The sequence below is a fragment of the Paenibacillus sp. FSL K6-2393 genome, from assembly GCF_038002545.1.
In the GTDB taxonomy this organism is placed as follows: Bacteria; Bacillota; Bacilli; order Paenibacillales; family Paenibacillaceae; genus Paenibacillus.
In genome coordinates, this window is sequence record NZ_JBBOCU010000001.1 from 2,642,331 (window position 1) to 2,666,658 (window position 24,328).

Genomic DNA, 24,328 nt, shown 5'->3' on the forward strand with positions numbered 1-24,328 from the left:
TACGTTTAAGTGAGTTGTTGGATTCTGCTCTGAGCCGAAGAGGACCGAGACAGAAGGGACGATCGCAAGTGACTCTTTTTTGACTTTTCGGGACTTTTTAGTGGAAAACTAAAAGGTTTTTTTGTTGCGTTTATTTGAAAAGAAGAAAGGAGCCATGAGAGAAAATGGCGAACAAACAAGCGTTGAATATTGTGAAAATGAAAAAATATAAGCAGGATGGCGTGCCGCTTAGTATGATCACGGCTTACGATTATCCAACAGCGCTCCTCGCAGAGGAAGCAGGTATCGATCTGATCCTGGTTGGTGATTCACTCGGCAATGTAGTACTGGGTTATAACTCGACGCTTCCGGTGACCATCGACGACATGGTGTACCACACACGTTCCGTAGTGCGCGGTGCTGAGAAGACGTTTATTGTGGCTGATATGCCTTTTATGACCTATCATGGCAGCGTGGATGAGACGCTTAAGGGTGTACGTCGACTGATGCAAGAGGGGCATGCCCATGCGGTTAAAATGGAAGGCGGAGTCGAGATTGCGGACACCGTTAGAGCAGTCGTGCAAGCAGGCGTACCTGTTCTTGGGCATATCGGACTGACACCTCAATCGGTTAATCAGATTGGTGGTTACCGCATTCAGGGCAAGGATGCAGCGGATGCGAAACGTTTAATGGACGAAGCCAAAGCCCTGGAAGCTGCTGGTGCGTTTGGTATCGTGCTTGAACTGGTTACGGAAGAAGTTGCACGGGCGATCTCGGAGGAACTGTCCATCCCTACCATTGGAATTGGAGCAGGTCGAGGCTGTGATGGTCAGGTACTGGTATTCCACGATGTGGTTCAATACGCCTCTCCGTATACGCCCAAACGATTTGTCAAAACCTATGGAGATGTGGGTACATTAATCAGAACGAGCATCGAAGCTTACGTGAAAGAAGTTAAAGATCGTTCGTTCCCGGCCGAAGAGCATGTATTTAATGCTGCGGATGGTGTTCTGGATCAACTGTACGGCGGACAACGCAAGGAAAAGGTGGGGAGTAACTCATGAAAGTATTACGGACAATCGCAGAGTTAAGACAGGAACTAAGCTTGAAGCGTCAAGCGATTCGGTCCAGTGCGTCCGTTGTAGGTCTGGTACCGACAATGGGTTATCTGCATCAAGGTCATGCAAGCTTGATGCAGGCAGCCAGACAACAGAGCGATATCGTGGTATTAAGCATATTCGTTAATCCGATTCAATTTGGCCCTAATGAAGATTTTGACAGTTATCCGCGGGATGAAGCCAGAGATGTGGAAACAGCACGCTCACAAGGAGTGGATATCGTATTTATTCCCTCTGTTGAAGAGATGTATCCACAGGCAACGCAAACGACGGTATCTGTCTCAAAACTGACGGAGCGCTTATGTGGCGCTTCACGTCCAGGACATTTTGACGGAGTAACAACTGTAGTCTCCAAGCTCTTCAACATCGTACAGCCGCAGCGTGCATTTTTTGGAATGAAAGACGCTCAGCAGGTTGCGGTCATTCAACAGATGGTGAATGATTTGAATATGCCTGTAGAGATTGTACCTTGTCCGATTGTTCGCGAAGAGGATGGTCTTGCCCTCAGTTCACGTAATGTCTATCTTAGCGCTGAACAGCGTACACAGGCGTTAGTTCTGTCGAAGGCACTGCGTGCAGCTCAGGATGCCGCAGATACAGGTGCAGCTACAAACGCCGCAGATATCCGTCGTATTCTGCGCGAGCAGATTGCAAGCTCACCGCTTGCCGTTATCGACTACGCCGAGATTCAGGCTTTTCCAAGTCTGGAGCCACTCGCAGATCAGGAGGAAGTTCAAGGACGTGATGATCTGCTCATCGCACTTGCGGTGAAATTCGGAAAAACAAGATTGATTGACAATATAAGGTTGCAAAAATCGGAGGTACTGTCCCATGTTTAGAACACTGATGAAATCCAAAATTCACCGGGCTACGGTAACGGAAGCCAACTTGAACTATGTGGGTAGCATTACCATAGATGAAGACTTGATGGAAACATCCGACTTGATGGAAAACGAAAAAGTGCAAATTGTGAACAACAACAATGGTGCACGTCTGGAAACTTATGTGATTCCAGGACCACGCGGAAGCGGGGTCATATGTCTTAACGGGGCAGCTGCACGTCTGGTGCAGCCTGGAGATAACGTCATTATCATTTCTTACGCCATGATGTCGCAAGAAGAGGCAAATACTCACAAACCAACCGTTGTATTTGTAGATGGACAGAATAAACCTGTACAAACGATGAAACAGGAAGTCCACGCAACAATTATGTAATCGACTGGTAAGGAGAATGAAATCGGCCCTTGAAGCAAAAAATGAGTACAGGTCACTGCACTAATCCATTTTTTCAAGGGTGGGGATGCATCGATGTTCCAGCATGTTTTCGCAGAAATGAACGACATGTTAGATGAAATTATCAAGAGCTATCCTTCCGCTGAAGGCCTGAACAAACAGGAATTGCTGCAAAAGTGGAACTTGCTTAAGCGGATGAGTGACGGAATGCTGGATGAATGGCTGATGTTTGAAGAAAAAATGAGCCAGGTGAGGGAGCGGGAGATGGATAAGCCTGCTTCCCTTGAACCGGAACAGGAAGCTGTTACCGCTCTGCCTGAACTCCATCTGGAATGTTTCAGTCGAGGTCAGGGCTATTTCAAATTACAGATGTATCCGCAGGCGATCATGCAGTTCTCCCGGGTTGTGACCGATCATCCGGAGAGTGCATTGACTCGTTTTTACCTGGCGCTCGCGTATCTGAATTTGGAACAAATGGCGGAAGCCGGGACACATTTGCAGCAGATCATGTACCTTAAGGGTTCACCTCGCTTGAAAGGGCTTGTATGTAACGCCCTGGGCTGTATTCAAGCCAAGCTTGCGAATCCCGAAGCTGCATGTTCACTCTTTGCACAGGCCCTTCAGTATGACCCGACATTGACCGAACCACTGTACAACATGGAAGCTTGCAGGTTGAACAGGGGAAAATTGCAATATGCTAATCAGCTGACGACCCTTCATTAAGCGGGAATTCGGCGACAAAAAACGGTGTTCCCTCCTTTGGCATAGCGGCGGGGACACCGCTTTTTTGTCAGTTAATTTTCAAATCCCCTTTTTTTTGCTATGCTGTAACATAGACTGGAATGGAAGGGACCGTACATTGCAATGAAATTTGCCGTATTGGATTTCGAAACAACCGGCACGCAGTCCGACGGTGAGATTATACAGGCCGGACTTGCCATCATAGATCATGACTACAGCATAACTCAAATATATAGTTCTTATGTGAACCCTGGTGTACCGATTCCCCCGTTTATTTCGGGGTTGACGGGTATTACCGATGCAGATGTGGCGGACGCTCCTTCACTCGAAGAGATGATGATGGAGATGGTTCCGCTACTTAATGATGTGGTGCTTGTTGGACACAACGTCGCTTTTGATTTTCACTTTTTGCAGAATGCTCTTGACCGTTGCGGTTATTTGCCGTTCACTGGCCGCATTCTGGACACGATTGATTTTCTGAAGATCACATTCCCATCACTGGGTTCTTATCAACTCGGTTATGTGTCTTCCGAATTTGGATTTCAACATGATCGCCCTCACCAGGCAGACAGTGATGCACTGGCGACAGCCTATGTGCTGCTCAAGTGCCTGGATGAGTTAAAGGAATTACCGCTCATAACGATTCAGCGCCTCAGTGACCTGTTTGCACCAGAAGACAGTGACTTGGGCTGGTTCTTGGACGGAATGCGCAGTGAGAAGGAAGCAGAGCCGATTCAGGATCTGGACGGACATACCTATTATCGTCAGCTTGCTCTTAATGTAAGTGATTGGACCGATATTGGTGCACCACGCGATGAGCGGGAGGCTAACCCCCTTGATGGTGTAAGCTTCGAACAGTTTATGGACCAGGTTCGGGAGAACCTGAAGGATACGCTGGATCATTACGAAGAGCGTGAAGCGCAGACTCAGATGTTCAGCAGTGTAAGGCAAGCCCTGGATGAAGAGAAACATCTCTTGATCGAAGCAGGAACAGGCACCGGTAAATCTCTGGGTTATCTCTTGCCTGCTATTTACGAAAGTGTGAAGCAGGAACAGAAAGTTATGGTCAGCACGCATACGATCAATCTGCAGGAGCAATTGAGAGAGCGGGACATTCCGATGCTGACTCAAGTGGTTCCGTTCCCGTTTAAGGCTGCTGTATTCAAAGGACGTGGACATTACCTGTGCCTGCGCAAATTTGAACACAAAATCAATAAACGTGAATTCGCTACACCCAAAGAGGATTATTTCACAGCTGCTCAGATGATTGTCTGGCTCACGCAGACCGAAACCGGAGATGATGAGGAACTTAACCTTAGCGGACGCGGAGGGGACTTCTGGGAGACGGTACAGAGCGAATCCGAGTCCTGTCTGGGAAGATCATGTCCATGGTTCCGCAAATGTTTCTACCATCGTGCCAAACATGAGGCCGGGTTGTCTGATATTGTAATCACCAATCACTCCAAATTATTTACGGATGTGAAAGCCGCGCATCAGCTGCTGCCAGCCTATGAGAGTCTTGTGATCGATGAGGCACATCATCTGGAGGATGTCGCTGGTAAACATCTTGGAATGCATATGAAATATTTCACCTTGGTTCATACACTGACCCGCCTGTTTAAAGACAGTCGTAATGGTCAGCTGCCTATGCTTCGTTCCCAGTTATCCGGGCATGAAAATTCGGTTCAATGGGGCTCCATGGTGGATCAGATGTTCCCGCTGGCTGTTGAGGTCAAGGAACTGTGGGATCGTATGAGCGATGCCTTGTTCGGTTTGTTGCCTGAACGAAGTGATGCTTCACCGGGAGAGACGGGGCAATTTTCACTGCGTCTGAAAGCTTCTCAGAAACCTGCAAAATGGCAGGAGTTGCAGGATCTGGAGAACCAGATCTATGTGACTCTGGGCGATTTGGTTCGCAAAGGGGACAAATTGCTGCTTGAGGTGAAAGAGGATCAGGATGATTATCAATCGGATAGTCTGATCACGGACATTACAGGATTGCTGAAAGATCTGACCACATTGAAGGAGAATCTACGTTTCTTCATGCGTATGGATGATGCCAAAACGGTGTACTGGATGGAAGCCAGCGGTCAGTTCCGAAGTAAATCTCTTCAGTTGTATGCTGTACCTGTAGATGTCAGTGCACAACTTAAGGATTTATTTTTTGATAAAAAGAAAAGTGTTGTACTTACATCGGCTACGCTTTCGGTAGATAAGTCATTCCAGTTCATGATTGAACAACTTGGCTTGCAGGAAGCTTCCGAGAATAATCGGTTGTTAACTTCGATGCTGCCATCACCTTTCAACTATCGCGATCAGGCACTTCTGGTGATTCCGCGTGATTTCCCGAGTGTGAAGGGCAGTGTGGGTGATGCGCACTTTGTTAATATGCTGGTGCGATCACTCGCAGAGACGGCAATTGCCACGCGTGGACGCATGATGGTTCTGTTTACTTCATACAAGATGCTGCGACAGGTCTATGATCCGCTGAAGGAGGCACTGTCTGGTAACGACATCTCGTTGCTTGGGCAAGGCGTTGACAGTGGAAGCCGCTCCAAGCTGACTCGCAGGTTCCAAGATGCCAAAGCTACGGTACTTCTGGGTACAAGCAGCTTCTGGGAGGGTGTAGATATCCCGGGAGAGGCGCTAACCTGTCTCGCTATTGTGCGACTGCCTTTCCAGCCACCGAATCATCCGTTGGTGGAAGCCAAGAGTGAGCTGCTTCAGGAACAGAAGAAAAATCCGTTCATGAAACTGTCCGTGCCGCAAGCGGTCATTCGTTTCAAGCAGGGATTTGGCCGGTTGGTGCGTACAGCGAAGGACAGAGGAATTGTCATTGTTTATGATACACGGGTGATTGAAGCGTACTATGGTAAATTCTTTTTATATTCTTTACCTGGTCCCAAAATGGAACACATGCTCACGGAGCAGATGGTTCCACGAATTACCGAGTGGTTGGAAAAACCTGCTAATGAACAAAAATAATGGTTGTTTTGTTCGTTATATCATTGCATGACACTATCGTTTGGCGTTAAACTTTATTAGATATTTCCGTATCCGATTAAAGCAGCTGCACGTAAGAACTTATAACCTAAATTACAAGGAGCATTCTGTATAAAATGTCACGTTTATCTTTGAGTTTATACAGGATGCTCATCTTTTCATCTATTATTTTATCGTGGCCTTGGTAAGGGGGAGCAAGAATGAAATCGGATAAAATTTCAGAAGCGGTGGTACGCCGTCTGCCTGTATACTTGCGTTATTTGAACGAGTTGCATCAGCGTGAGGTGGCTACTGTTTCTTCTCAAGAGCTTGGACAGAGGCTGGATCTGAATCCGGCCCAAATTCGTAAAGACCTGGCTTACTTCGGTGATTTTGGTCGTAAAGGAATCGGGTATGATGTATCTTATTTGATTGAGAAAATTCGTCACATTCTCAAAATCGATCAGCAAATTAATGTAGCTCTGGTAGGCGCGGGTAATCTCGGTCAAGCCTTGTCCAACTACAACGCATATCTGAAAGACAACATGAAGATTGTTGCTGTATTTGATGCATATGGACCGAAGATTGGTAGCCAAATCAACAGTTTGACGGTAAAACCAATGAATGAATTGACGGAAGCGGTTAAAACGGAAAACATCCGTATCGGTATTATCACGGTTCCGGATACGGAAGCCCAAAATGTTGCGGATCAGCTTATTGAATCAGGAATTGAAGCGATCCTTAATTTTGCACCAACAATTCTAAAAACACCGCCGCATATCCGCATTCACCATGCTGACTTTACAACGGATCTGCTTAGTTTGGCCTATTACTTGGAGACTGGAAAGGACGACGAGGAAGATGACAACAAATAGATGGGTAATTCACAACGGCAAATTTGCCGTTAATGAAGGCGGCACAGCATGGAACGTGGTTCAAGGATACATGGTTGTCGAGGATGACAAGATTGTGCATATTGGTGAGACATTGCCGGATGGAGACAAAAATTGTACCAAAGTGGATGGAAAAGGACTGTTCTTCCTGCCGGGTCTGATCAATACGCATGGTCATGCAGCAATGTCGTTGCTCAGAGGGCACGGAGACGATCTTGCATTGCAAGTATGGTTGCAGGAAAAAATGTGGCCGATGGAAGCAAAAATGACTTCAGAAGATGTATATTGGGGAACTTCCCTGTCGGTGCTTGAAATGTTGAAAGGCGGAACTACAGCTTTCCTGGACATGTACGATCACATGGATCAAGTTGCCAAAGTTGTGGAGCAATCAGGCGTTAGAGCAGCACTGGCACGTGGTGTAATCGGGCTGTGCTCGGAAGAAGAGCAACTGCGGAAGCTGGAGGAGTCGGCAGCGTTTGCACGTGAGTGGAATGGACAGGCAGATGGTCGCATTACAACCGTAATCTCGCCACATGCACCATATACATGCCCTCCTGACTACATAGAGAAGCTTGTGCAGGTTGCGAACGACCTGAACCTTCCTCTCCATACACATATGTCTGAAACGCTTCGTGAAGTGGAGCAGAACGTGGCTGATTATGGACTGCGTCCTGTGGCACATCTGGAGAAACTGGGCTTTTTCTCCCGTCCATCCCTGGTTGCACATGCGGTGCATCTGAATGACGAAGAGATTGAAATTTTGGCCCGTCATGATGTGGCTGTATCCCATAACCCGGGAAGTAACCTGAAACTCGCTTCCGGTGTTGCGCGGGTACCTGCGTTACTGAAAGCAGGAGTTACCGTGTCACTCGGAACAGACGGACCGGCAAGCAACAACAACCTGGATATGTTCGAGGAAATGAGACTGGCTGCATTGATCCACAAAGGTGTATCTGGTGACCCGACGGCAGTGCCAGCAGGCGAAGCGTTACTCCTCGGAACGTCATACGGTGCCAAATCCATCTTCTTGAACAATACCGGAGCACTCCAGGTTGGCATGAAGGCTGATTTTATCGCTTTGGACATTGAACAGGCACATTTCTATCCACATACAGACCTGATCTCGCATACCATCTACTCGGCTTCTGCCAAAGATGTAGAGCACGTATGGGTGGATGGAAAACAAGTGGTGAAACACGGCGAATGTCTGACGCTGGATGAAGAGCGCATTTTGCGTGAGTCTCAATTGGCATTTGATGGTCTGCTTGCTCGTTAATTGCAGGACAGAACATCATAGGGAAAGGAAGTTCGGCTTTTGAAGAAAAAAAAGAAGTGGATATGGATTTCGCTGCTTGCACTGGTTCTGATTCTGTTTGGACTTCAGCGTTATTACGTCTATGTCACACAGGACCAACGTAAGGAAGAAGCGCTCGCCATACAAGCAGCACAGAAGCAACTGGGCATTACATCCTATGATGAATTGCGCAAGTACATCTGGGGAGACAAAGAAGGCTCTGACAACATCTACTGGACCCTGATCGGTAAAAATAAGGATAACCAGGATGTTATGGTCTGGGTTAAATTCGATGCAAACAATCAACCGGCTAAGGGTGCAAACGCTGTACACAGTGAGCTGCTGCAGAATGGCATGTCCGAAGCGCAGATCCGCAATCGCTTCAGTTCTGAAGTTCCTGCCGGCGAGATTAAGCGAATCATGCCCGGAGTTGTGAATGGAATATATGTGTGGCAAGTGTATTATAAAGACGGTACGCATAACCACTATCGCTTTTATCGTTTTAGCAACGGAGAACAGGTGGACCTGGTCTACACCCTCCCGAACAGCTAGAACAAATAGAGTGACATAACTAGAGAATTAGAGAAATAAAAGAACCGGCAGACGGATATCCGACTGAACCGGTTCTTTGTGTTGTCTGTAAACATTTTTGATTTAAATAGTTAAAATTAATAATTTATTCATATTTTCGCCTTCGAAAATGTATATACGATGTGATATACTCAGATATGTACTCAAAGTTACATTCAAAAACAAATAATCCTGTCGAAATTCTCGCAGGAGTCAATGTACACATATTCGTATATACCAATAAGCCAGTAGGTTAGGCCAAAATCTGGGAGGGGTAATTCACTTGAAGCTAAAAGTATTGCCTATTGCTTTAACTGCCGTCATTTCAGCCGTTGTGTTGTTTGGAGGTTGGTTTGTATATCGTCAGGTGGCTGTGCAGAATCCGATTGAAAAGATGGTTACCCAGTACGATGGAGTCAATGACGTTCAATTAACTATTAACCGCAATGACGTACAATTGAAACTGGATCTGCAACCTGATGTTGATTTGGGCAGACTGGTACAATATATTCACAAAGAAGGACAGACGTTAATTGGAACACGTTCACTAAAGTTGGATGTTGTGGATCATTCCAGTGAAGCACTGGAAAGTTGGTGGGGTGATGCGATGTTTACCGTAGCTCAGGCGATGGAGAACAAGCAATACACCGAGATTACACCAACGTTGTCAAAGATGGCGACGAATGGAATTAAGGTAAATACAGCGATGGATGACAACAACGTATATGTCAGTCTCAGAGACGGAGATGCCAGCAAGTTTATTATTCTGCCGCGTGTGCCCGGTCAGATAGGAGTGTGGCCTAATGCCTAAGTGGACAAAAGAAGTTGCCATCGGATTTTTTCCCGTATTGATTATTTTTCTTGCTTTTACTGGTGTTAATATTGTTCCGATTCTGATTGCAGCGGTGTTTGTCGGAGCTTTGCTGTTCATGATGCAAATGCGTGGCGGAATTACAGTAGGCGCTGCACAGGAACGTAAACGGAAGAAAAAAGGACCTTCCAAGCTTACTTTTGAAGAAATTGGCGGACAGGACAGTGCCAAGCAGGAATTGCGTGAAGCGCTTGACTTTCTTATCAAACATGAAGAAATTCGGAAGTTCGGGATTCGTCCGTTAAAAGGGATCTTGCTGACGGGCCCTCCAGGGACAGGGAAAACGTTGATGGCCAAGGCTGCTGCCCATTACACCGATTCTGTTTTTGTAGCAGCATCGGGTAGTGAGTTCGTGGAAATGTATGTTGGTGTGGGTGCCAGCAGAATTCGGGATTTGTTCAAGGACGCAAGAACCCGTGCCACCAAGGAAAATAAGGAAAACGCTATTATCTTTATCGATGAAATTGATGTCATTGGGGGTAAACGTGAAGGTGGTCAACAGCGTGAATATGATCAGACCTTGAATCAACTCCTGACGGAAATGGATGGAATCTATTCTTCCGATACACCAAGAATACTGGTTATTGCTGCAACAAACCGCAAAGAGATGCTGGATAGCGCCCTGACGCGACCGGGACGTTTTGACCGCCACATTCAAGTGGACTTGCCTGACAAAAAGGGCAGAAAGCATATTCTGGAACTGCATGCGGTGAATAAACCTCTGATGAAGGAAGTTAATCTGGAGAAAACAGCTGAAGAATCGTATGGTTTCTCCGGTGCACAGCTCGAAAGTGTTATGAACGAAGCAGCAATATACGCCATGCGGGACGGGCTGTTGAACATCGAACAGCGGCACTTGTCCCTGGCTATTGATAAAGTCATGATGGGTGAGAAGACAGACCGTGAGTCCAGTGTGGAAGAGAAGAAAAGGGTCGCCATTCATGAGTTGGGACATGCCATTATGGCTGAACTTGTGCGTCCAGGCAGTGTAAGCCAGGTAGCACTCAGTCCGCGTGGTCAAGCGCTGGGATATGTACGTCATAACCCGCAACAGGAACAGTTCCTCTATACGAAGCGCTTCCTGGAAGAGCAGATTATGATTGCACTCGGAGGAGCAGCTGCGGAGGAAATGTACTACGGTGGTCGTTCCACAGGGTCACGCAATGACTTTGATCAGGCAACCAATGTGGTACAGACCATGATGGCTTCGGGGTTGACTTCACTTGGGATTGTGAACATGGATATGGTCACAACCGAGGAACTGATGCGAGAGAATAAATTAATTCTGCAAGAACTGATGGAACAGACAAAGCGGTTGCTTGAAGAACAACGGACAATTTTCGACAATTCACTCGACATCTTGATTCGTGAGGAAGTTTTGTCTGGCGAACAATTTCGTTGTCAATTTCGTGACAGTGCCCTTCTACCAGCATAATTTATTTATGCTGGTTATTTTTTTTTACATTTCACTCGTGCTAAGATATTATTATATGTTGGGTCGAAATTTGTAATTTTCGGCGAACAGGGTACAATAGAGAAATAGAGAACCGAAAGGATGGAGCAGAACCATGTTTTTCAAAAAAATAGGAGTTGTCGGCGGCGGTACGATGGGGCAAGGTATTTCCCAGATGCTCGCAGCCAAAGGACTTGATGTGCTTCTCGTGGAGCATACAACACAAAAGCTGGATCATGCATATGACATGATCGAAACCAATCTGGATAAACAACTGGAGAAATGGGCGATTACAAAAGCGGAGAAGAAGTTGATTCTTTCCCGCATTACCAAGGTAGCTCATTTAGCTGAACTTGGAACTTGCGACATGGTCATTGAGACGATTTCAGAAGATCTGGATGCGAAAAAAGCAGTATTCAGCCAACTGGACCAAGTTTGTCCAAGCAATGTCATTCTGGCAAGTAATACATCCACGCTGAGTTTGACCGAGCTTGCAAGCTCGACCAAATACCCAGAGCGTGTTATTGGTATGCACTTTATTCACCCGGTATCCCGGGTTGATCTTGTAGAGATTATTCGTGGACTGAAAACTTCGGATACAACTTTCGAAGAGACCAGACGTTTTGTTGAAGAAGTAGCGGACAAAAAAGGAGTCATGATCTATGAATCACCTGGATTCGTAACTTCCCGCTTGATCTGCCTGCTGATTAACGAAGCGTTGCATGTATTGCAAGAAGGTGTTGCATCTGCTGAAGATATCGATGATGCAATGCGTATCGGATATAACTTCCAGCATGGACCACTCGAAATGGCTGACCGTTTCGGATTGGATTCTGTTGAAGCTGCACTCGAAAGAATGTTCCGTGAATTCGGAGAATTGAAATATCGTCCTTCTACAGTCCTGAAGAAAATGGTGCGTGCAGGACACCTGGGTGCCAAAACAGGCGAAGGATTCTTTAAGTACGACAAGGATGGTGACCGACTGTGAAAGTACTCGTAATTAATGCGGGGAGTTCCTCGCTCAAATATCAACTGTATAATATGACTGACGAATCTGTACTGGCTAAAGGTTTGGTAGAACGGATCGGAATGGATTCCTCCATTCTGACACATAAACCCACAGGCCGTGAGGATGTTACAGAAGTTAGTGAAATTCTGGAGCATACAACAGCGATCCGTAAAGTCATTGATATTTTGACTCACAAAGAAAATGGTGTACTGGATTCTGTAAGTGAAATTCAAGCTGTTGGACACCGTGTTGTTCACGGTGGTGAAGCATTTAAAGAATCTGCATTGGTAGATGATGCTGCCAAAGCTGAAATTCGTCGTTTGTTCGACTTGGCTCCACTTCATAACCCGGCAGCAATGATGGGTATTCGTGCGGCTGAAGCCAATATGCCTGGTGTGCCACAGGTTATGGTCTTTGATACAGCGTTCCATCAGACGATGCCTGAAAAAGCTTATCTGTATGCCATTCCGCGTGTACTTTACAAAAAATATAAAGTACGTCGCTACGGCGCACATGGTACTTCCCATGATTTCGTAAGCAAGGCAGCTGCTGAATACTTGGATCGTCCAGTGGAAGATCTGAAAATTATCACTTGTCACGTCGGTAACGGTGGTAGTGTAACAGCAGTTAAAGGTGGCGTATCCGTGGATACTTCGATGGGTATGACTCCGCTTGAAGGACTGATGATGGGAACGCGTTCTGGTGACCTTGACCCAGCCATCGTACCTTATGTAATGAACAAGGAAGAACTGAGCGTAAGCGAAGTAAACTCCATGTTGAACAAACACAGTGGATTGCTTGCGATCTCCGGAATCAGCAGTGACATGCGTGAGATTACGGAAGGTATGGAGAATGGCGATGCCAACTCCACGCTTGCTTTTGAGATGTACGAATACCGTCTGCGTAAATACATCGGTTCATATGCAGCTGCAATGAACGGTGTAGACGTGATCGTCTTTACGGCTGGTGTAGGTGAGAACTCTGTTGTACTTCGCCAAAAAGTATGTGAGCAGCTCACTTATCTGGGTGTTGAACTGGATGAAGCGTTGAATGCCATTCGTTCTGGCGAACCGCGCCGGATCACAACAGCGAATTCCAAAGTGGAAGTTCTCGTTGTGCCAACTAACGAAGAATTGGTCATTGCACGCGATACACACCGAATCGTATTGAATTCTCAGTAATCTAACTGTAAAGTAAATATAGAATGACAAGGAAGTGCAGAGGACAGGCATAAGCCTGCCCGCTGCATTTTCAAATTCAGGAACCAAGGGGAGATATGGGCATGAATACGAATTGTGTAATTCGTAATGTGAACGAGCATGTGGGCGAAACCGTAACAATCGGTGCCTGGATTAACAACAAACGTTCCAGCGGTAAAATTCAGTTTTTACAGCTGCGTGATGGAACCGGATATATCCAAGGGGTTGTTGTAAAAAGTGAAGTTAGTGAAGAAATCTGGAACAATGCCAAGAGCCTGACCCAAGAAAGCTCTTTGTATGTTACAGGTATTATTCGTGAAGAACCTCGCAGTGCGTCCGGTTACGAGATGACTGTTACAGGGGTTGAGATCATTCACCTGACTGAAAACTATCCAATTACGCCTAAAGAGCATGGTGTTGATTTCTTGATGGACCATCGTCATCTGTGGCTTCGTTCTACGAAGCAACGTGCGGTTATGGTGATTCGTGCAGAGATTATTCGCGCTGTTCAACAGTTCTTTGATGGTAACGGATTCACACAAGTTGATCCTCCGATTTTGACACCATCGTCTGCGGAAGGAACAACGAACCTGTTCCACATCAAATACTTTGATGAAGATGCTTATCTGACACAAAGTGGTCAATTGTATATGGAAGCCGCAGCCATGGCGCTGGGCAAGGTATATTCCTTCGGTCCAACATTCCGCGCAGAGAAGTCCAAAACACGTCGTCACTTGATTGAGTTCTGGATGATTGAGCCGGAAATGGCATTTGTAGATCACGAGGAAAGTCTGCGCGTACAAGAGAAATTTATTGCTCATGTCGTTCAATCCGTGGTGAAAAACTGCCGTGCAGAACTGGAATCTATCGGTCGTGACGTATCCAAACTCGAAGGTATCGTAGCTCCATTCCCACGAATTACGTATGATGAAGCGATTGAATTCCTGCATGGACAAGGCTTTGATATTCCTTGGGGAGAAGACTTTGGTGCACCGCACGAAACAGCAATTGCTGAGAAGTACAATACACCCGTCTTTATCACGCATTACCCTGCTGGAATCAAGGCATTCTACATGAAACCAGATCCGAATCGTCCAGAAGTTGTTCTCTGTGCTGATATGATTGCACCAGAAGGCTACGGAGAGATTATTGGCGGTTCGCAGCGTATCGATGATCCGGAATTGATGCAACAACGTTTTGAGGAGCACAATCTCTCGGATGAAGCTTACCAATGGTATCTGGATTTGCGTAAATACGGATCGGTTCCTCACTCCGGTTTCGGTCTGGGATTGGAGCGGACGGTAGCATGGATCTGTGGATTGGATCATGTACGTGAAACAATCGCATTCCCACGTATGCTCTATCGTCTGTACCCTTAATGCTTAACCGAGGAGCGTCTATGGAAGACACCACATCCAAAGCTTGGTTGGATGGAGCAGCTTATGGCATGACTTCGGGTACAGCCCATCTGCCGTATGCCTTGTTACGTTTTTATCACCAGCTTGGTCTATCAGATGCAGAAGTGCTTCTTCTGATTCAACTGCTAGGGTTCCGTCAGGCAGAGTTCAATGAGTTTCCCACGCTTGAAGAGCTTGCGGCGCGCATGGGACTTGCACCTGAAGGCATTGCCAGAATGTTGCAACGTCTGATGAGGGATGGGTATATTGCTATTGACGAGCACCGTGACGAAGAACGGGACATCCAGTACGAGCGATATGATTTACATGGATTATATGCCAAACTTGCAGCGTGCACTGCTGAAGAAGTAGCCGCATTCCGTGCGGAGCAGCATAGTAGCAATACAGCACGTCAAGATTCGAACAGTGTTCAAAAAGAAGAGGAAGAACGGAACATGTTCTCCATCTTTGAAAAAGAATTTGGACGTCCGCTCTCTCCAATGGAGTGCGAAACGATATCCGGCTGGTTGGATCAGGACCGTTATCAAGAGGAATTGATTCTAATGGCTCTGAAGGAAGCAGTTTTTGCAGGCAAAGTACATTTCCGGTATATCGATCGAATACTGCTTGAGTGGAGTCGCAATCGTGTCAAGACCGTTCAAGATGCAAAGGCGTACACACAGCGGTTTCGTAATGGTGGACGTTAATTCCAGCATAGGCGGGACAAGAAACAGGCCAGAAGTCATTCTGTGCCTGTTTTTTTTGGATTATAGATTGGATGAGTGATCAGCAACATCAACCTTTCAGGCAATGATTTCACTTTGTTTTACAAAAATTTGATAGATCACGCAGGGGTTAACGCACAAGCTGTCGTCTATTGTATTGGAGAGGAGGGGAGAGTTATTGATGAAGCGCGTGTAATCGAACAAATCCGTCAAGGAGATACATCCCAGATGCGTACTCTGATTGATAAATATAGCCAGCATGTATACCATGTGGCCTATTCCGTACTCAGGAACGATCAGGAAGCACAGGATGCAGCTCAGGAGGCGTTCATACAGATGTATAAGTCTCTCCCCGACTACCGTTCTGAAGGTTTCAAGACGTGGTTAACCCGAATTGCCTTTCACAAAGCGATTGATGCCAAACGCAAGCTGGGCAGACGAACTGCTGAGGATCTGGGTGGAGAAGAAAAAATAATCAATATTCCCGGACGGGATGAAGACGTTCTTACCCGTCTCGTTCGTGAAGAGCGTCAGGATAAACTTCGCGAACGAATTAATCAGTTGCCTGCTCAGCACCGTGACATTATCACTGCGTATTATCTAAGCGAAAAAAATTATGAGCAGATTGCCAGTGATGCACAGGTGGCTGTGAAGACCGTGGAATCCCGCTTGTATCGTGCCCGGCAGTGGATTCGAAAACATTGGAAGGAGGATGAATGGCGTGAGTAAACAGGAGAAGTATACCGCTGCGCAATGGACTGATTATATTGAAGGCCATATGAGTGAAACTCAAGCGAGCCAAATGGAACAGCTCCTGATGAAAGACCCGGATGCGATGGACATCTATTTGGAAGCGCTCGGTATCCATGGGGAACTGCCTCCGTTACATGATCCGACAGGGTTTGCGGATTCAGTCATGCATCGGATTGAGGGCATTCAATCATCCAAGGAACAACGCAAATCCCGCGCTGGACGAAACCGGCGTTGGCTTGAACATAAAGTGTTCCATTACGCGGTAGCGGCCTGTTTGACATTGATCTTCCTCTCGTCTGGACTTTTTGACAAGGTAGCACCTTATCACAAGTTCCAGGATGGTGACCACAGAGGGTCTTTTACCGAGAAATGGACGGAGGCAGCCACTTCATGGCTGGATAACCTCAAGCCTAAACCATAAATAGCTTCGCATTGCCTGAAAAGAAAGGATGACGACTGTGCACTCAGATCGTAACAAATTACTCGCATTTCTATTAAACCTGATACCCGGTCTTGGTTTTATGTATTGGGGACGGGCCGCAAGGGCTGTGATTTATCCATTGCTTTTCTTCGGAACATCTGTTGGCTCATTCATGTTAGCAATGGTCACTAATGAACAAGATTTAATGATTTTCGGTGCACTTTTTGCTGCTTTCTTCTGGGGGATCAGCATGCTGGACATGGTTATTGTTCTGCTCCGTGCGCCTTCCGGCCGAGATGCTCATTACAGGGGATATGGAGCACATTACGGACCGCAACATCCAGGAGCAGCCTATCAGGGAGCACACATGGGCCATCAAGGGCCTATGGAACATATGAATGAAGATGAGCTGCATCAGCATCCTGGTAGTGAATATGCTCACGCTGAAGGGACCTATGGTCAACCCATGTATCGAAAAGGCAGTGAGGGTGAACGCTTCTTCACCATTTTACTCTCATTTGTTCCAGGATTGGGACATCTTCATCTGGGATTGTTGCATCGTGGGTTGTCCTTCCTGATGGCGTTCTTTGGTTCATTTGCCATGATGGTTTTTGTAGCTTCGATCACCAATGAATCCGTATTTTTAATGTTCCTGCTAATACTGCCTGTAATATGGGTATACTGCATGTTTGATGCGGTGCAACATGTCCACCGTAAGCAGGCTGGTGAGGTGTTGCAGGATCGGACATTATTTGAGGAATTGGAGATGGGCAGAGTAGCCGGACGACGTAGCAAAGTGCTTGCAACGCTGCTATCCGCTTTTCCAGGTGCAGGTCATCTATATCTTGGATTGCAGAAAAGAGGCATGCAATTGATGTTCCTGTTCCTGGGCAGCATCTATGTTCTGGACCTGCTTCATTTATCGGTGTTTCTGTTCATGATTCCACTGGTCTGGTTCTACAGCTTCTTTGACGGACTACAGTGCTCCAGTCGTTATGGACGCGAGCCATTGGTTGATCAACCGATCTTCAAGGACTGGGCCCGCCATCAGCGTCTGATTGGATTCGGGATTGCCGCGCTGGGTCTATATTACCTGACGATCCGTCTTGTCATTCCACAGCTGAATGAGCTCTTCCCTAATGCATTTATGACGTATGAGATCCGTTCCTATCTAAACACCGTCATCGTATCCTTGCTGCTCATTTTTGGCGGCTTGAAACTGCTGTTTGGCAAGCAACGGGGGACGGGTATCCAAAGTGCTGCTCATCGAAATGAAGAGGGAGCAGACAGTCTCTTTTTATTCAAGGATAGGGATGATCGACTGTAATTTACGATCCAAGTTGAATTAAAGATTGTTTACACTGACACTACGATGCACAGAGCAACCTTTCAATCGCTGTTATCCCTACAACATAAAAACACGCCAAGGGCTATGTATATCAGCCTCTGGCGTGTTTTTGGGTTGAACAACTTTGATTTCGAATAAATGATTGCTATTTCGTAGCACCCTTCAACAGAAGTTGACGGTACATCACTTCGAACAGGAACTCGAACGCTTCCAGATGACGTTTTGCTTCAAAAGCATCTTTGCCCCACGCATATATACCGTGGTTCCGAAGCAAGATCCCTGGTACGTTGGCATCGAGTACATCCGGTACCAATTCAGCGATAGATGGAATATCTGCAAAGTTAGGCAGGACGGGTACACGAATCTCCGCATTTTCTTCCCAAATGTTGAAAGCCTTGATCAATTCGATTCCTTGAATCGGTACGTGTCCATCTGCTCCAAAGAATTCACTGATCAGGTTGTTAAACACGGTATGCACGTGGAATACAGCGCCACAGCCGGTCAAACGATAGATTTCGCAATGAATCAACGTTTCAGCACTTGGTTTCAACGTTGTTGTCTCAATCGCTTTGCCATGCTTGTCCACAAAAAGAAAGTCTTCCGGTGTGCGAAGAGATTTGTCTTTGCCTGAGGCGGTAACCGCAAAATAAAATTGCTCCGGATCAAAATCTCCTACACGCATCGACAGATTGCCACTTGTTCCAGGGAACCAGTTACGACTGGCGAACAACGCTTTAATATCAGCCAGTTCTTCAAGGACCTGACGTTTGTGTTCCAATGTAATCTTTTCAAAGCCCATCGTTTACAGCACTCCTTGTGTTTGCTTCTGTTTCATATCTTCGATGATATCGTAAAAGGTAGCGAATGGCACATGGTCCACACCCAGCTCAATACATTTGTCCGTTAAAATGGAGCGGGAGTAGACGAGATCGGCAATTTTGGCACCTTCAAAATCCGTCAGACTGTCTCCAATGAGAATTCGATTATATTGATCTTCCGGGAAAGTACGAATCACGGTTGTTTTACACATGCCGCAGCCGTTCTCACAAGGAGGCTGGCAAGGATTCGGCCATTCAATCTTAATGGTTTCACCCGAGAAGTCAGCTCCGTTGCAATAGACATGATCCTGCGGGATATGAAATGGTGCGAGTAACGGTTCGATAAAAAAGTCCATACCACCGCTGGTCACATTGAATTCAATCCCTTCGCTGCGAACGTAGTCAAGAAACTCGGTGAATCCTTCACGGATCCCCGCTTGTCCAAGCACAAATTCCACAATTTCATCTTTCTGCGATGCAGGCAACAGAGCAAACATGGCTCCAACGCCTTCACGCAGCGAGATGTTTTGCTCAATCGTATCTTTCATAATCGCTTCAATGCCCTCAGGTTTGAAATGTTTCATGATCGCTACGATGTTGTCCGAGAGGGTAATCGTACCGTCAAAGTCACAGAAAATGACTGTTTTTTTATCACTTCTCATCGTTCGCCACCCCACAGGTCCAATGCGCTTTTCAGCTCCGGATGCTCGGTTGCATATTGCGCGAGTGGAATGGAACGCTGAGCTGCCTCAATGGCTTGCAGGAATGCACGTCCGCCTGCCTCAGTGCCCATAGGATGTCCATGAATACCGCCACCAGCATTAACGATGACATCTGTACCAAAGTCGCGCAAAATGAGCGGTACAAGGCCTGGATGGATGCCGGCTGAAGGCACTGGCATGCTGGTTCTTACAGGCAAATCAGCTGTCAGTAATTGCTCTGTGATCGCCATATTTTCTTCCTTCGGCATCGTTACCGATCCATAAGGAGAAGGGAAGAGCACCAGATCGGCCCCCGCAAGACGCATCAGCTGGCCAAGTACAACCGAAGCCGACATGCCGTAATGTGGTGAAGGATACAATGCGCCTGCAAGTGCAGGGTGCGCCATAATTGGCACATCAATATCAGGATCACTGCTGAGTTCATGGAGGACATCATATCCGTAGGACAAGACGTTGAACAACAAGGCATTGGCTCCTGCGCCGATGGCACGTTCAGCTTGCTCTTTCAGACGAGATGTAGGCCCTGTGAGATTGGTTGCATACAGAAGTTTCTTGCCGGTCTCCTGGCGTGCCTGTTCGGCAGCTTTCATGCAGACCTCGACTCTTTTTTCGATGGGTGTCAATTTATTCTCGAACAGAATCTCATCGTCCTTGATAAGATCAACGCCCCCAAGGGCCTGACGAATAAATTGTTCACGCAGTTCATCTGCATTCAGCCCAATAACTGACTTGAAGATACTCATTAACAGTGGACGGTCGTGTACACCAAGCAGATCACGAACACCAGTCAGTCCAAACTTGGGTCCAGGGAATGCACTGAGGAAGCCATCCGAGAAACCAAGCTTTGTCAATTTGATTCGGCCATCCATTGAGATTTTGCCAAAGACCGTCACGAGCAGGGCAGGGATGTCACGACTGAAGTTCACATCAGGATATCCAATAGTAATATCGGCGTAACGCTCACCCGCAGCCATTCCATCAGCTTCATGTACTTCTACGCTTATTACTTCACCTAGATGTTTCTGCATCGCTTCACGTTGGGCTTGCGGCAACTCCGTCCAGCTGCCCACGGTCATGCCAATCGCGATGGACTGAGCTTTCTTGCGAAAGTCTGCATGGTTATCATGCAGACGATATGTGGCTGTACACATATTATTCATTTTAAATCCCCTTCCAAAGCAGCTCCCATCTCCCGTGAGCGCTCTGCACAGCGGTTGACGGCTGCGATTACATTTTCAAAGAAATCTCCTTCGTCCAGCGTTTTCAGTGCTGCCTGGGTTGCCCCTCCCGGGGATGTCACATCACTACGAAGCTTCATCGGTTCCAAACCGGTTTGTTGTACCATTCGTGACGCGCCCAGCACCGTCTGAACAGTGAGATCACGAGATTGCTGGCTGGATAAGCCACCACGAATACCTGCGGCAATCATGGCCTCCATTAAATAGTATACATAAGCAGGGCCGCTTCCGGAAATCCCTGTGAGCACTTCGAGTTTATCTTCAGGCACGATGGTCACGATACCAACCGCTTCAAACATGGTCATCACCGTACTGCGCTGATCATCCGTAATTTCCGCAGAGAAGGCAAGACCGGTTGCACCAAGTCCAATGGTACTGGATGTATTTGGCATGGTTCTCGCGATTGGCTGTTTACGACCAAGCAAGGACTGCATCGTGCGGATTGATAATCCGGCAATGACAGATACGATCAGTTGATCAGGTGATAACAGTGGACCGAGTTCGCGCAGCGCTGCGGCAGCATCTTTGGGTTTCATACAGAGTACAATGACCGGAGTGGAGGCAAGATGATCCAGAGATTGTGAGGCCGTTCCGGTATGTACTGCATAACGGGTACTGAGCTCCTCCTGACGTTTCTGGTTGCTGCGGTTCAGCATCGTAATATCCTGAGGACGAACGACTAGGCGGGAGATCAGTCCGCGCACGATGGCTTCAGCCATCGCGCCTGCTCCGTGGAAAGTAATCTTCTGTTGTAGTAACGTCTGTTGCTCTTGACTCATATTTATCGTTCCTCCTATATAACTGGTGCTGGGATATTATTGACGAATCTGTCCATTGCCTGTAATACGATATTTGGTTGATGTCAGTGCGGGCAGTCCCATCGGTCCACGTGCATGCAGTTTCTGGGTACTGATTCCGATTTCGGCTCCATAGCCAAATTCAAATCCGTCGGTGAAACGAGTGGACGCATTGTGATAGACGGCTGCTGCATCCACATCATGCATGAAGCGCTCTGCATGGGCTGTATCCCGCGTTACAATACATTCGGAATGTTTGGTTCCATAATGTGCGATGTGCTGCATTGCTTCGTCCAGGTTCTCGACCACACGGATATTTAAAATATAATCGTTATACTCGGTCGCATAGTCTTCCTCGGTTGCCTCAAGGGCAGACGGAACAAGACGACGCACCGTGTTGCAACCTTTCAAGACCACATTGGCCTCACGGAATTGCTCGGCAAGAGCAGGCAGATGCTCTTCTGCATATGCGGCATGCAGCAGCAACGTTTCCATGGAGTTACATACGGATGGACGTTGTGCCTTGGCATTGATGGCAATTTCGGCTGCCATAACTGGATCGGCTGATTCATCCACATAGGTATGGCAAATGCCCGCCCCAGTTTCGATAACAGGTACGGTTGCATTGGCAACCACATTACGAATGAGGGAAGCCCCTCCGCGTGGAATGATGACGTCCAGCAGTCCGTTCAACTTGAGCATTTCATCTACGGAAGCACGATCCGCATCCTCAACCAGTTGCAGAGCATTAGCAGGCATGTCTGTCGTTGTGAGTGCCTGATGCAGCACCTCCACAATTTTACGATTGGAGGACAGGGCAGAGGAGCCGCCGCGCAGAAGCACTGCATTACCTGTTTTGAGACATAATCCGGCTGCGTCTACAGTTACATTCGGACGAGCTTCGTAGATGATGCCAATCAGGCCAATCGGCACTCTTAATTTTTCAACATGCAATCCGTTAGGACGGGTGAATGTCTCCAATACTTCACCGACTGGATCAGGCAGATCTGCAATCTGACGTAATCCTTCAGCAATGCCAGCAATGCGCTCCTTATTAAGTGCGAGCCGATCCAGCATGGATTCCGGCGTACCTTGTTCTCTGCCGCGTTCCAGATCCTCAGCGTTTGCCGTAATAATGGAATCCGTCTCCTTAATCAAAGCATCTGCCATGACACGCAGGGCCGTATTTTTCTGTTCTGTATTCAATCGGTTCAGCTGTGGAACCGTGGCTTGGGCTTTGCTGGCTTTTTCTCTGACTTCACTCATCGTAATTCCTCCTCATATATATAAAGTTAAGTATTCCAACCACATGTTAAACTAAAGATTATTCACACAGACACTACGATGACAGAATAACCTTCCAATCGCTGTTATCCCCAGATTTTTTCGATTCCCTTTTCTAAAGGGAAAAATCCGGAGATAAGCGTATGCTTCCGATGTAGCTTTCTTTCAGAAAGCTTTTAGGCGAACGCTCCGCTTTTTCAGGTTTTTTCTGTCCTCTCCGTTACGTGTAAATGATTAGTTTAACTTAATATAGCTTCAAGTTTATTTTAAAGTAATCCATTCGTCTCTATGAATAACCTCAAGTCTATGGATGCTAGCGAGTTGTTTCATCACTTCGCCACTGGGAAGTCCGGCAATGAGTCGAAGCTGGTCATCATCATAATTGACAATACCGCGACCGAGCAAGGTTTCATCCATACCAATGACCTCTACGACGTCTCCGGCGTGGAACGTTCCTAGTACCCGCTTGACGCCTACAGGCAGAAGGCTGTGCCCCCCATGGACAAGTGCCTCTTGAGCACCATCATCCACAACGACGGTTCCCAGCGGAGTAGACATGAAGCCAAGCCACTGCTTTTTACGGGATAACGAAGCGAGTCGTGTCTCAAAGTAAGTTCCTTTACCGGTGCCATCAACCGCTTTCTGCATATCTCCGTGTTCTTTCACACTTCCCACGAATACAGGTACGCCTCCACGTGTAGCAACCTTTGCTGCATCAACTTTGGATCGCATTCCGCCTGTGCCAACCGATGATCCTGAGCCTCCGGCAAAAGCGTAGATCTCAGCCGTTATTTCGGGAATACGGTCGTAACGTACGGCAGAAGGATCTTTACGCGGATCTGCGGTGTACAGGCCGTTGGTATCGGTAAGAATGATCAGATGCTGTGCCTTCACCAGGTTTGCAACCAATGCGGACAACAGATCGTTATCACCAAACTTCAATTCGTCTACCGATACCGTATCATTCTCATTGAAAATCGGAATCACTCGCTGTTTAAGCAGCTCTTCTACGGTCATGCCTGCGTTACCCATGCGTTTACGACTGTGAAAGTCTGTACGCGTTAACAGAATTTGCGCCGTAGTAACGCGGTGCGCTGCAAAAGCCTGTTGATATGCCTGCATCAGTAATGCCTGACCAACGGCAGCTGCGGCTTGTTTCTCATGTAGCAGTTTGGGGCGCTGAGGATAACCGATCTCCCGGAATCCGGCCGCTACCGCTCCTGAGGTGACCAAGAGTACTTCATGGCCCTGATCAGCCAATGCTGCAATTTCTCCGGCAAAAAAAGTGATCGAACTGCGATCCAGACCGCCTTCTTCCGTGGTAAGCGAGCTGCTTCCAATCTTAACTACAATACGTGAAGTCATGGTTTCACTTCCTTAAACATGATTAATAAGTGCTTCTGGAGCAGTCTTTAGCGGGTACAAAAAAAACTCCCGCCCTTTAGTTAAAAAGGACGAAAGTTTGTTACTTCCGCGGTACCAC

23 protein-coding genes are annotated in these 24,328 nt (G+C 47.1%); 17 read left to right on the forward strand and 6 right to left on the reverse strand.

Translation table 11 applies throughout. The features are described from left to right. The first annotated feature begins 164 nt into the window (after positions 1-164). From panB to MHI14_RS11830, 17 genes are all read left to right on the forward strand, one after another. Positions 165-1,043: a 3-methyl-2-oxobutanoate hydroxymethyltransferase gene (gene panB / locus MHI14_RS11750; RefSeq protein WP_036607625.1), complete on the forward strand. Its 879-nt coding sequence runs from the start codon at positions 165-167 to the stop codon at positions 1,041-1,043. After that, positions 1,040-1,936 carry a pantoate--beta-alanine ligase gene (gene panC / locus MHI14_RS11755; protein ID WP_036607623.1) on the forward strand — a complete coding sequence of 299 codons (897 nt, stop codon included), beginning with the start codon at positions 1,040-1,042 and terminating at the stop codon, positions 1,934-1,936. Before panB ends, panC begins: the two co-directional genes overlap by 4 nt. Beyond that, positions 1,929-2,312: an aspartate 1-decarboxylase gene (gene panD, locus MHI14_RS11760; RefSeq protein ID WP_017687742.1), complete on the forward strand. Its 384-nt coding sequence runs from the start codon at positions 1,929-1,931 to the stop codon at positions 2,310-2,312. The genes panC and panD overlap by 8 nt, the downstream gene beginning before the upstream one ends. Positions 2,313-2,429: 117 nt before the next feature. Then, entirely contained in the window at positions 2,430-3,053 is a 624-nt protein-coding gene (locus MHI14_RS11765) for a tetratricopeptide repeat protein (RefSeq protein WP_313771433.1), read from the forward strand. A gap of 141 nt (positions 3,054-3,194) precedes the next feature. After that, positions 3,195-6,056, forward strand: a complete 2,862-nt coding sequence (gene dinG / locus MHI14_RS11770) for an ATP-dependent DNA helicase DinG (protein WP_036607618.1) — start codon at positions 3,195-3,197, stop codon at positions 6,054-6,056. A 218-nt stretch (positions 6,057-6,274) separates the two neighbouring features. Continuing rightward, positions 6,275-6,928 carry a redox-sensing transcriptional repressor Rex gene (locus tag MHI14_RS11775; protein WP_036607616.1) on the forward strand — a complete coding sequence of 218 codons (654 nt, stop codon included), beginning with the start codon at positions 6,275-6,277 and terminating at the stop codon, positions 6,926-6,928. Next, a complete protein-coding gene (locus tag MHI14_RS11780; RefSeq protein WP_133385328.1) occupies positions 6,915-8,222 on the forward strand; it encodes an amidohydrolase in 1,308 nt (435 codons plus the stop codon). The genes MHI14_RS11775 and MHI14_RS11780 overlap by 14 nt, the downstream gene beginning before the upstream one ends. Positions 8,223-8,261: 39 nt before the next feature. Beyond that, positions 8,262-8,792: a cell wall elongation regulator TseB-like domain-containing protein gene (locus tag MHI14_RS11785; protein WP_036607612.1), complete on the forward strand. Its 531-nt coding sequence runs from the start codon at positions 8,262-8,264 to the stop codon at positions 8,790-8,792. 301 nt (positions 8,793-9,093) lie between these two features. Further along, positions 9,094-9,621 (forward strand): hypothetical protein, encoded by a 528-nt coding sequence (locus tag MHI14_RS11790; RefSeq protein ID WP_017687748.1) that lies wholly within the window; start codon positions 9,094-9,096, stop codon positions 9,619-9,621. Further along, a complete protein-coding gene (locus MHI14_RS11795) occupies positions 9,614-11,116 on the forward strand; it encodes an AAA family ATPase (RefSeq protein WP_036607609.1) in 1,503 nt (500 codons plus the stop codon). The genes MHI14_RS11790 and MHI14_RS11795 overlap by 8 nt, the downstream gene beginning before the upstream one ends. A gap of 133 nt (positions 11,117-11,249) precedes the next feature. Beyond that, on the forward strand, positions 11,250-12,122 hold the full coding sequence (locus MHI14_RS11800) for a 3-hydroxyacyl-CoA dehydrogenase family protein (RefSeq protein ID WP_017687750.1): 873 nt from the start codon (positions 11,250-11,252) through the stop codon (positions 12,120-12,122). Continuing rightward, entirely contained in the window at positions 12,119-13,324 is a 1,206-nt protein-coding gene (locus MHI14_RS11805; RefSeq protein WP_036607607.1) for an acetate/propionate family kinase, read from the forward strand. The genes MHI14_RS11800 and MHI14_RS11805 overlap by 4 nt, the downstream gene beginning before the upstream one ends. Before the next feature lie 101 nt (positions 13,325-13,425). Further along, positions 13,426-14,721, forward strand: coding sequence for an asparagine--tRNA ligase (gene asnS, locus MHI14_RS11810; RefSeq protein WP_017687752.1), 1,296 nt, complete (start codon positions 13,426-13,428; stop codon positions 14,719-14,721). A 20-nt stretch (positions 14,722-14,741) separates the two neighbouring features. After that, positions 14,742-15,446, forward strand: coding sequence for a DnaD domain-containing protein (locus tag MHI14_RS11815; protein WP_082219126.1), 705 nt, complete (start codon positions 14,742-14,744; stop codon positions 15,444-15,446). A gap of 246 nt (positions 15,447-15,692) precedes the next feature. Then, positions 15,693-16,193: an RNA polymerase sigma factor gene (locus tag MHI14_RS11820; RefSeq protein ID WP_235200725.1), complete on the forward strand. Its 501-nt coding sequence runs from the start codon at positions 15,693-15,695 to the stop codon at positions 16,191-16,193. Further along, entirely contained in the window at positions 16,186-16,638 is a 453-nt protein-coding gene (locus MHI14_RS11825; protein ID WP_341130330.1) for a hypothetical protein, read from the forward strand. Before MHI14_RS11820 ends, MHI14_RS11825 begins: the two co-directional genes overlap by 8 nt. 37 nt (positions 16,639-16,675) lie before the next feature. Next, positions 16,676-17,965, forward strand: a complete 1,290-nt coding sequence (locus tag MHI14_RS11830) for a multi-tm2 domain protein (protein ID WP_445670335.1) — start codon at positions 16,676-16,678, stop codon at positions 17,963-17,965. Positions 17,966-18,131: 166 nt separating this feature from the next. Here MHI14_RS11830 and MHI14_RS11835 read toward each other — a convergent pair whose 3' ends face one another. The 6 genes from MHI14_RS11835 to proB all read right to left on the reverse strand — a co-directional run bounded on the left by MHI14_RS11835 (position 18,132) and on the right by proB (position 24,210). Next, positions 18,132-18,785, reverse strand: a complete 654-nt coding sequence (locus MHI14_RS11835; protein ID WP_341130332.1) for a methylthioribulose 1-phosphate dehydratase — start codon at positions 18,783-18,785, stop codon at positions 18,132-18,134. Between the two features lie 3 nt (positions 18,786-18,788). Further along, positions 18,789-19,466 (reverse strand): 2-hydroxy-3-keto-5-methylthiopentenyl-1-phosphate phosphatase, encoded by a 678-nt coding sequence (locus MHI14_RS11840; RefSeq protein ID WP_133385323.1) that lies wholly within the window; start codon positions 19,464-19,466, stop codon positions 18,789-18,791. Next, on the reverse strand, positions 19,463-20,686 hold the full coding sequence (locus tag MHI14_RS11845) for a 2,3-diketo-5-methylthiopentyl-1-phosphate enolase (RefSeq protein ID WP_341130333.1): 1,224 nt from the start codon (positions 20,684-20,686) through the stop codon (positions 19,463-19,465). The genes MHI14_RS11840 and MHI14_RS11845 overlap by 4 nt, the downstream gene beginning before the upstream one ends. Continuing rightward, on the reverse strand, positions 20,683-21,543 hold the full coding sequence (proC, locus tag MHI14_RS11850; RefSeq protein WP_036607595.1) for a pyrroline-5-carboxylate reductase: 861 nt from the start codon (positions 21,541-21,543) through the stop codon (positions 20,683-20,685). The genes MHI14_RS11845 and proC overlap by 4 nt, the downstream gene beginning before the upstream one ends. A 36-nt stretch (positions 21,544-21,579) precedes the next feature. Next, entirely contained in the window at positions 21,580-22,827 is a 1,248-nt protein-coding gene (locus tag MHI14_RS11855; protein WP_341130334.1) for a glutamate-5-semialdehyde dehydrogenase, read from the reverse strand. Positions 22,828-23,106: 279 nt separating this feature from the next. Further along, entirely contained in the window at positions 23,107-24,210 is a 1,104-nt protein-coding gene (proB, locus tag MHI14_RS11860) for a glutamate 5-kinase (RefSeq protein ID WP_341130335.1), read from the reverse strand. Positions 24,211-24,328: the final 118 nt, after the last annotated feature.

Bases quoted from the DNA above. Each gene is read 5' to 3' on its own strand.
- MHI14_RS11775 (WP_036607616.1), top strand. From the start codon at position 6,275: ATGAAATCGGATAAAATTTCAGAAGCGGTGGTACGCCGTCTGCCTGTA.
- asnS (WP_017687752.1), top strand. From the start codon at position 13,426: ATGAATACGAATTGTGTAATTCGTAATGTGAACGAGCATGTGGGCGAA.
- MHI14_RS11835 (WP_341130332.1), bottom strand. From the start codon at position 18,785: ATGGGCTTTGAAAAGATTACATTGGAACACAAACGTCAGGTCCTTGAA.
- panD (WP_017687742.1), top strand. From the start codon at position 1,929: ATGTTTAGAACACTGATGAAATCCAAAATTCACCGGGCTACGGTAACG.
- MHI14_RS11815 (WP_082219126.1), top strand. From the start codon at position 14,742: ATGGAAGACACCACATCCAAAGCTTGGTTGGATGGAGCAGCTTATGGC.
- MHI14_RS11795 (WP_036607609.1), top strand. From the start codon at position 9,614: ATGCCTAAGTGGACAAAAGAAGTTGCCATCGGATTTTTTCCCGTATTG.
- panB (WP_036607625.1), top strand. From the start codon at position 165: ATGGCGAACAAACAAGCGTTGAATATTGTGAAAATGAAAAAATATAAG.
- MHI14_RS11780 (WP_133385328.1), top strand. From the start codon at position 6,915: ATGACAACAAATAGATGGGTAATTCACAACGGCAAATTTGCCGTTAAT.
- MHI14_RS11765 (WP_313771433.1), top strand. From the start codon at position 2,430: ATGAACGACATGTTAGATGAAATTATCAAGAGCTATCCTTCCGCTGAA.
- MHI14_RS11820 (WP_235200725.1), top strand. From the start codon at position 15,693: ATGCGTACTCTGATTGATAAATATAGCCAGCATGTATACCATGTGGCC.
- MHI14_RS11840 (WP_133385323.1), bottom strand. From the start codon at position 19,466: ATGAGAAGTGATAAAAAAACAGTCATTTTCTGTGACTTTGACGGTACG.
- MHI14_RS11855 (WP_341130334.1), bottom strand. From the start codon at position 22,827: ATGAGTGAAGTCAGAGAAAAAGCCAGCAAAGCCCAAGCCACGGTTCCA.
- MHI14_RS11800 (WP_017687750.1), top strand. From the start codon at position 11,250: ATGTTTTTCAAAAAAATAGGAGTTGTCGGCGGCGGTACGATGGGGCAA.
- proB (WP_341130335.1), bottom strand. From the start codon at position 24,210: ATGACTTCACGTATTGTAGTTAAGATTGGAAGCAGCTCGCTTACCACG.
- proC (WP_036607595.1), bottom strand. From the start codon at position 21,543: ATGAGTCAAGAGCAACAGACGTTACTACAACAGAAGATTACTTTCCAC.
- panC (WP_036607623.1), top strand. From the start codon at position 1,040: ATGAAAGTATTACGGACAATCGCAGAGTTAAGACAGGAACTAAGCTTG.
- dinG (WP_036607618.1), top strand. From the start codon at position 3,195: ATGAAATTTGCCGTATTGGATTTCGAAACAACCGGCACGCAGTCCGAC.
- MHI14_RS11845 (WP_341130333.1), bottom strand. From the start codon at position 20,686: ATGAATAATATGTGTACAGCCACATATCGTCTGCATGATAACCATGCA.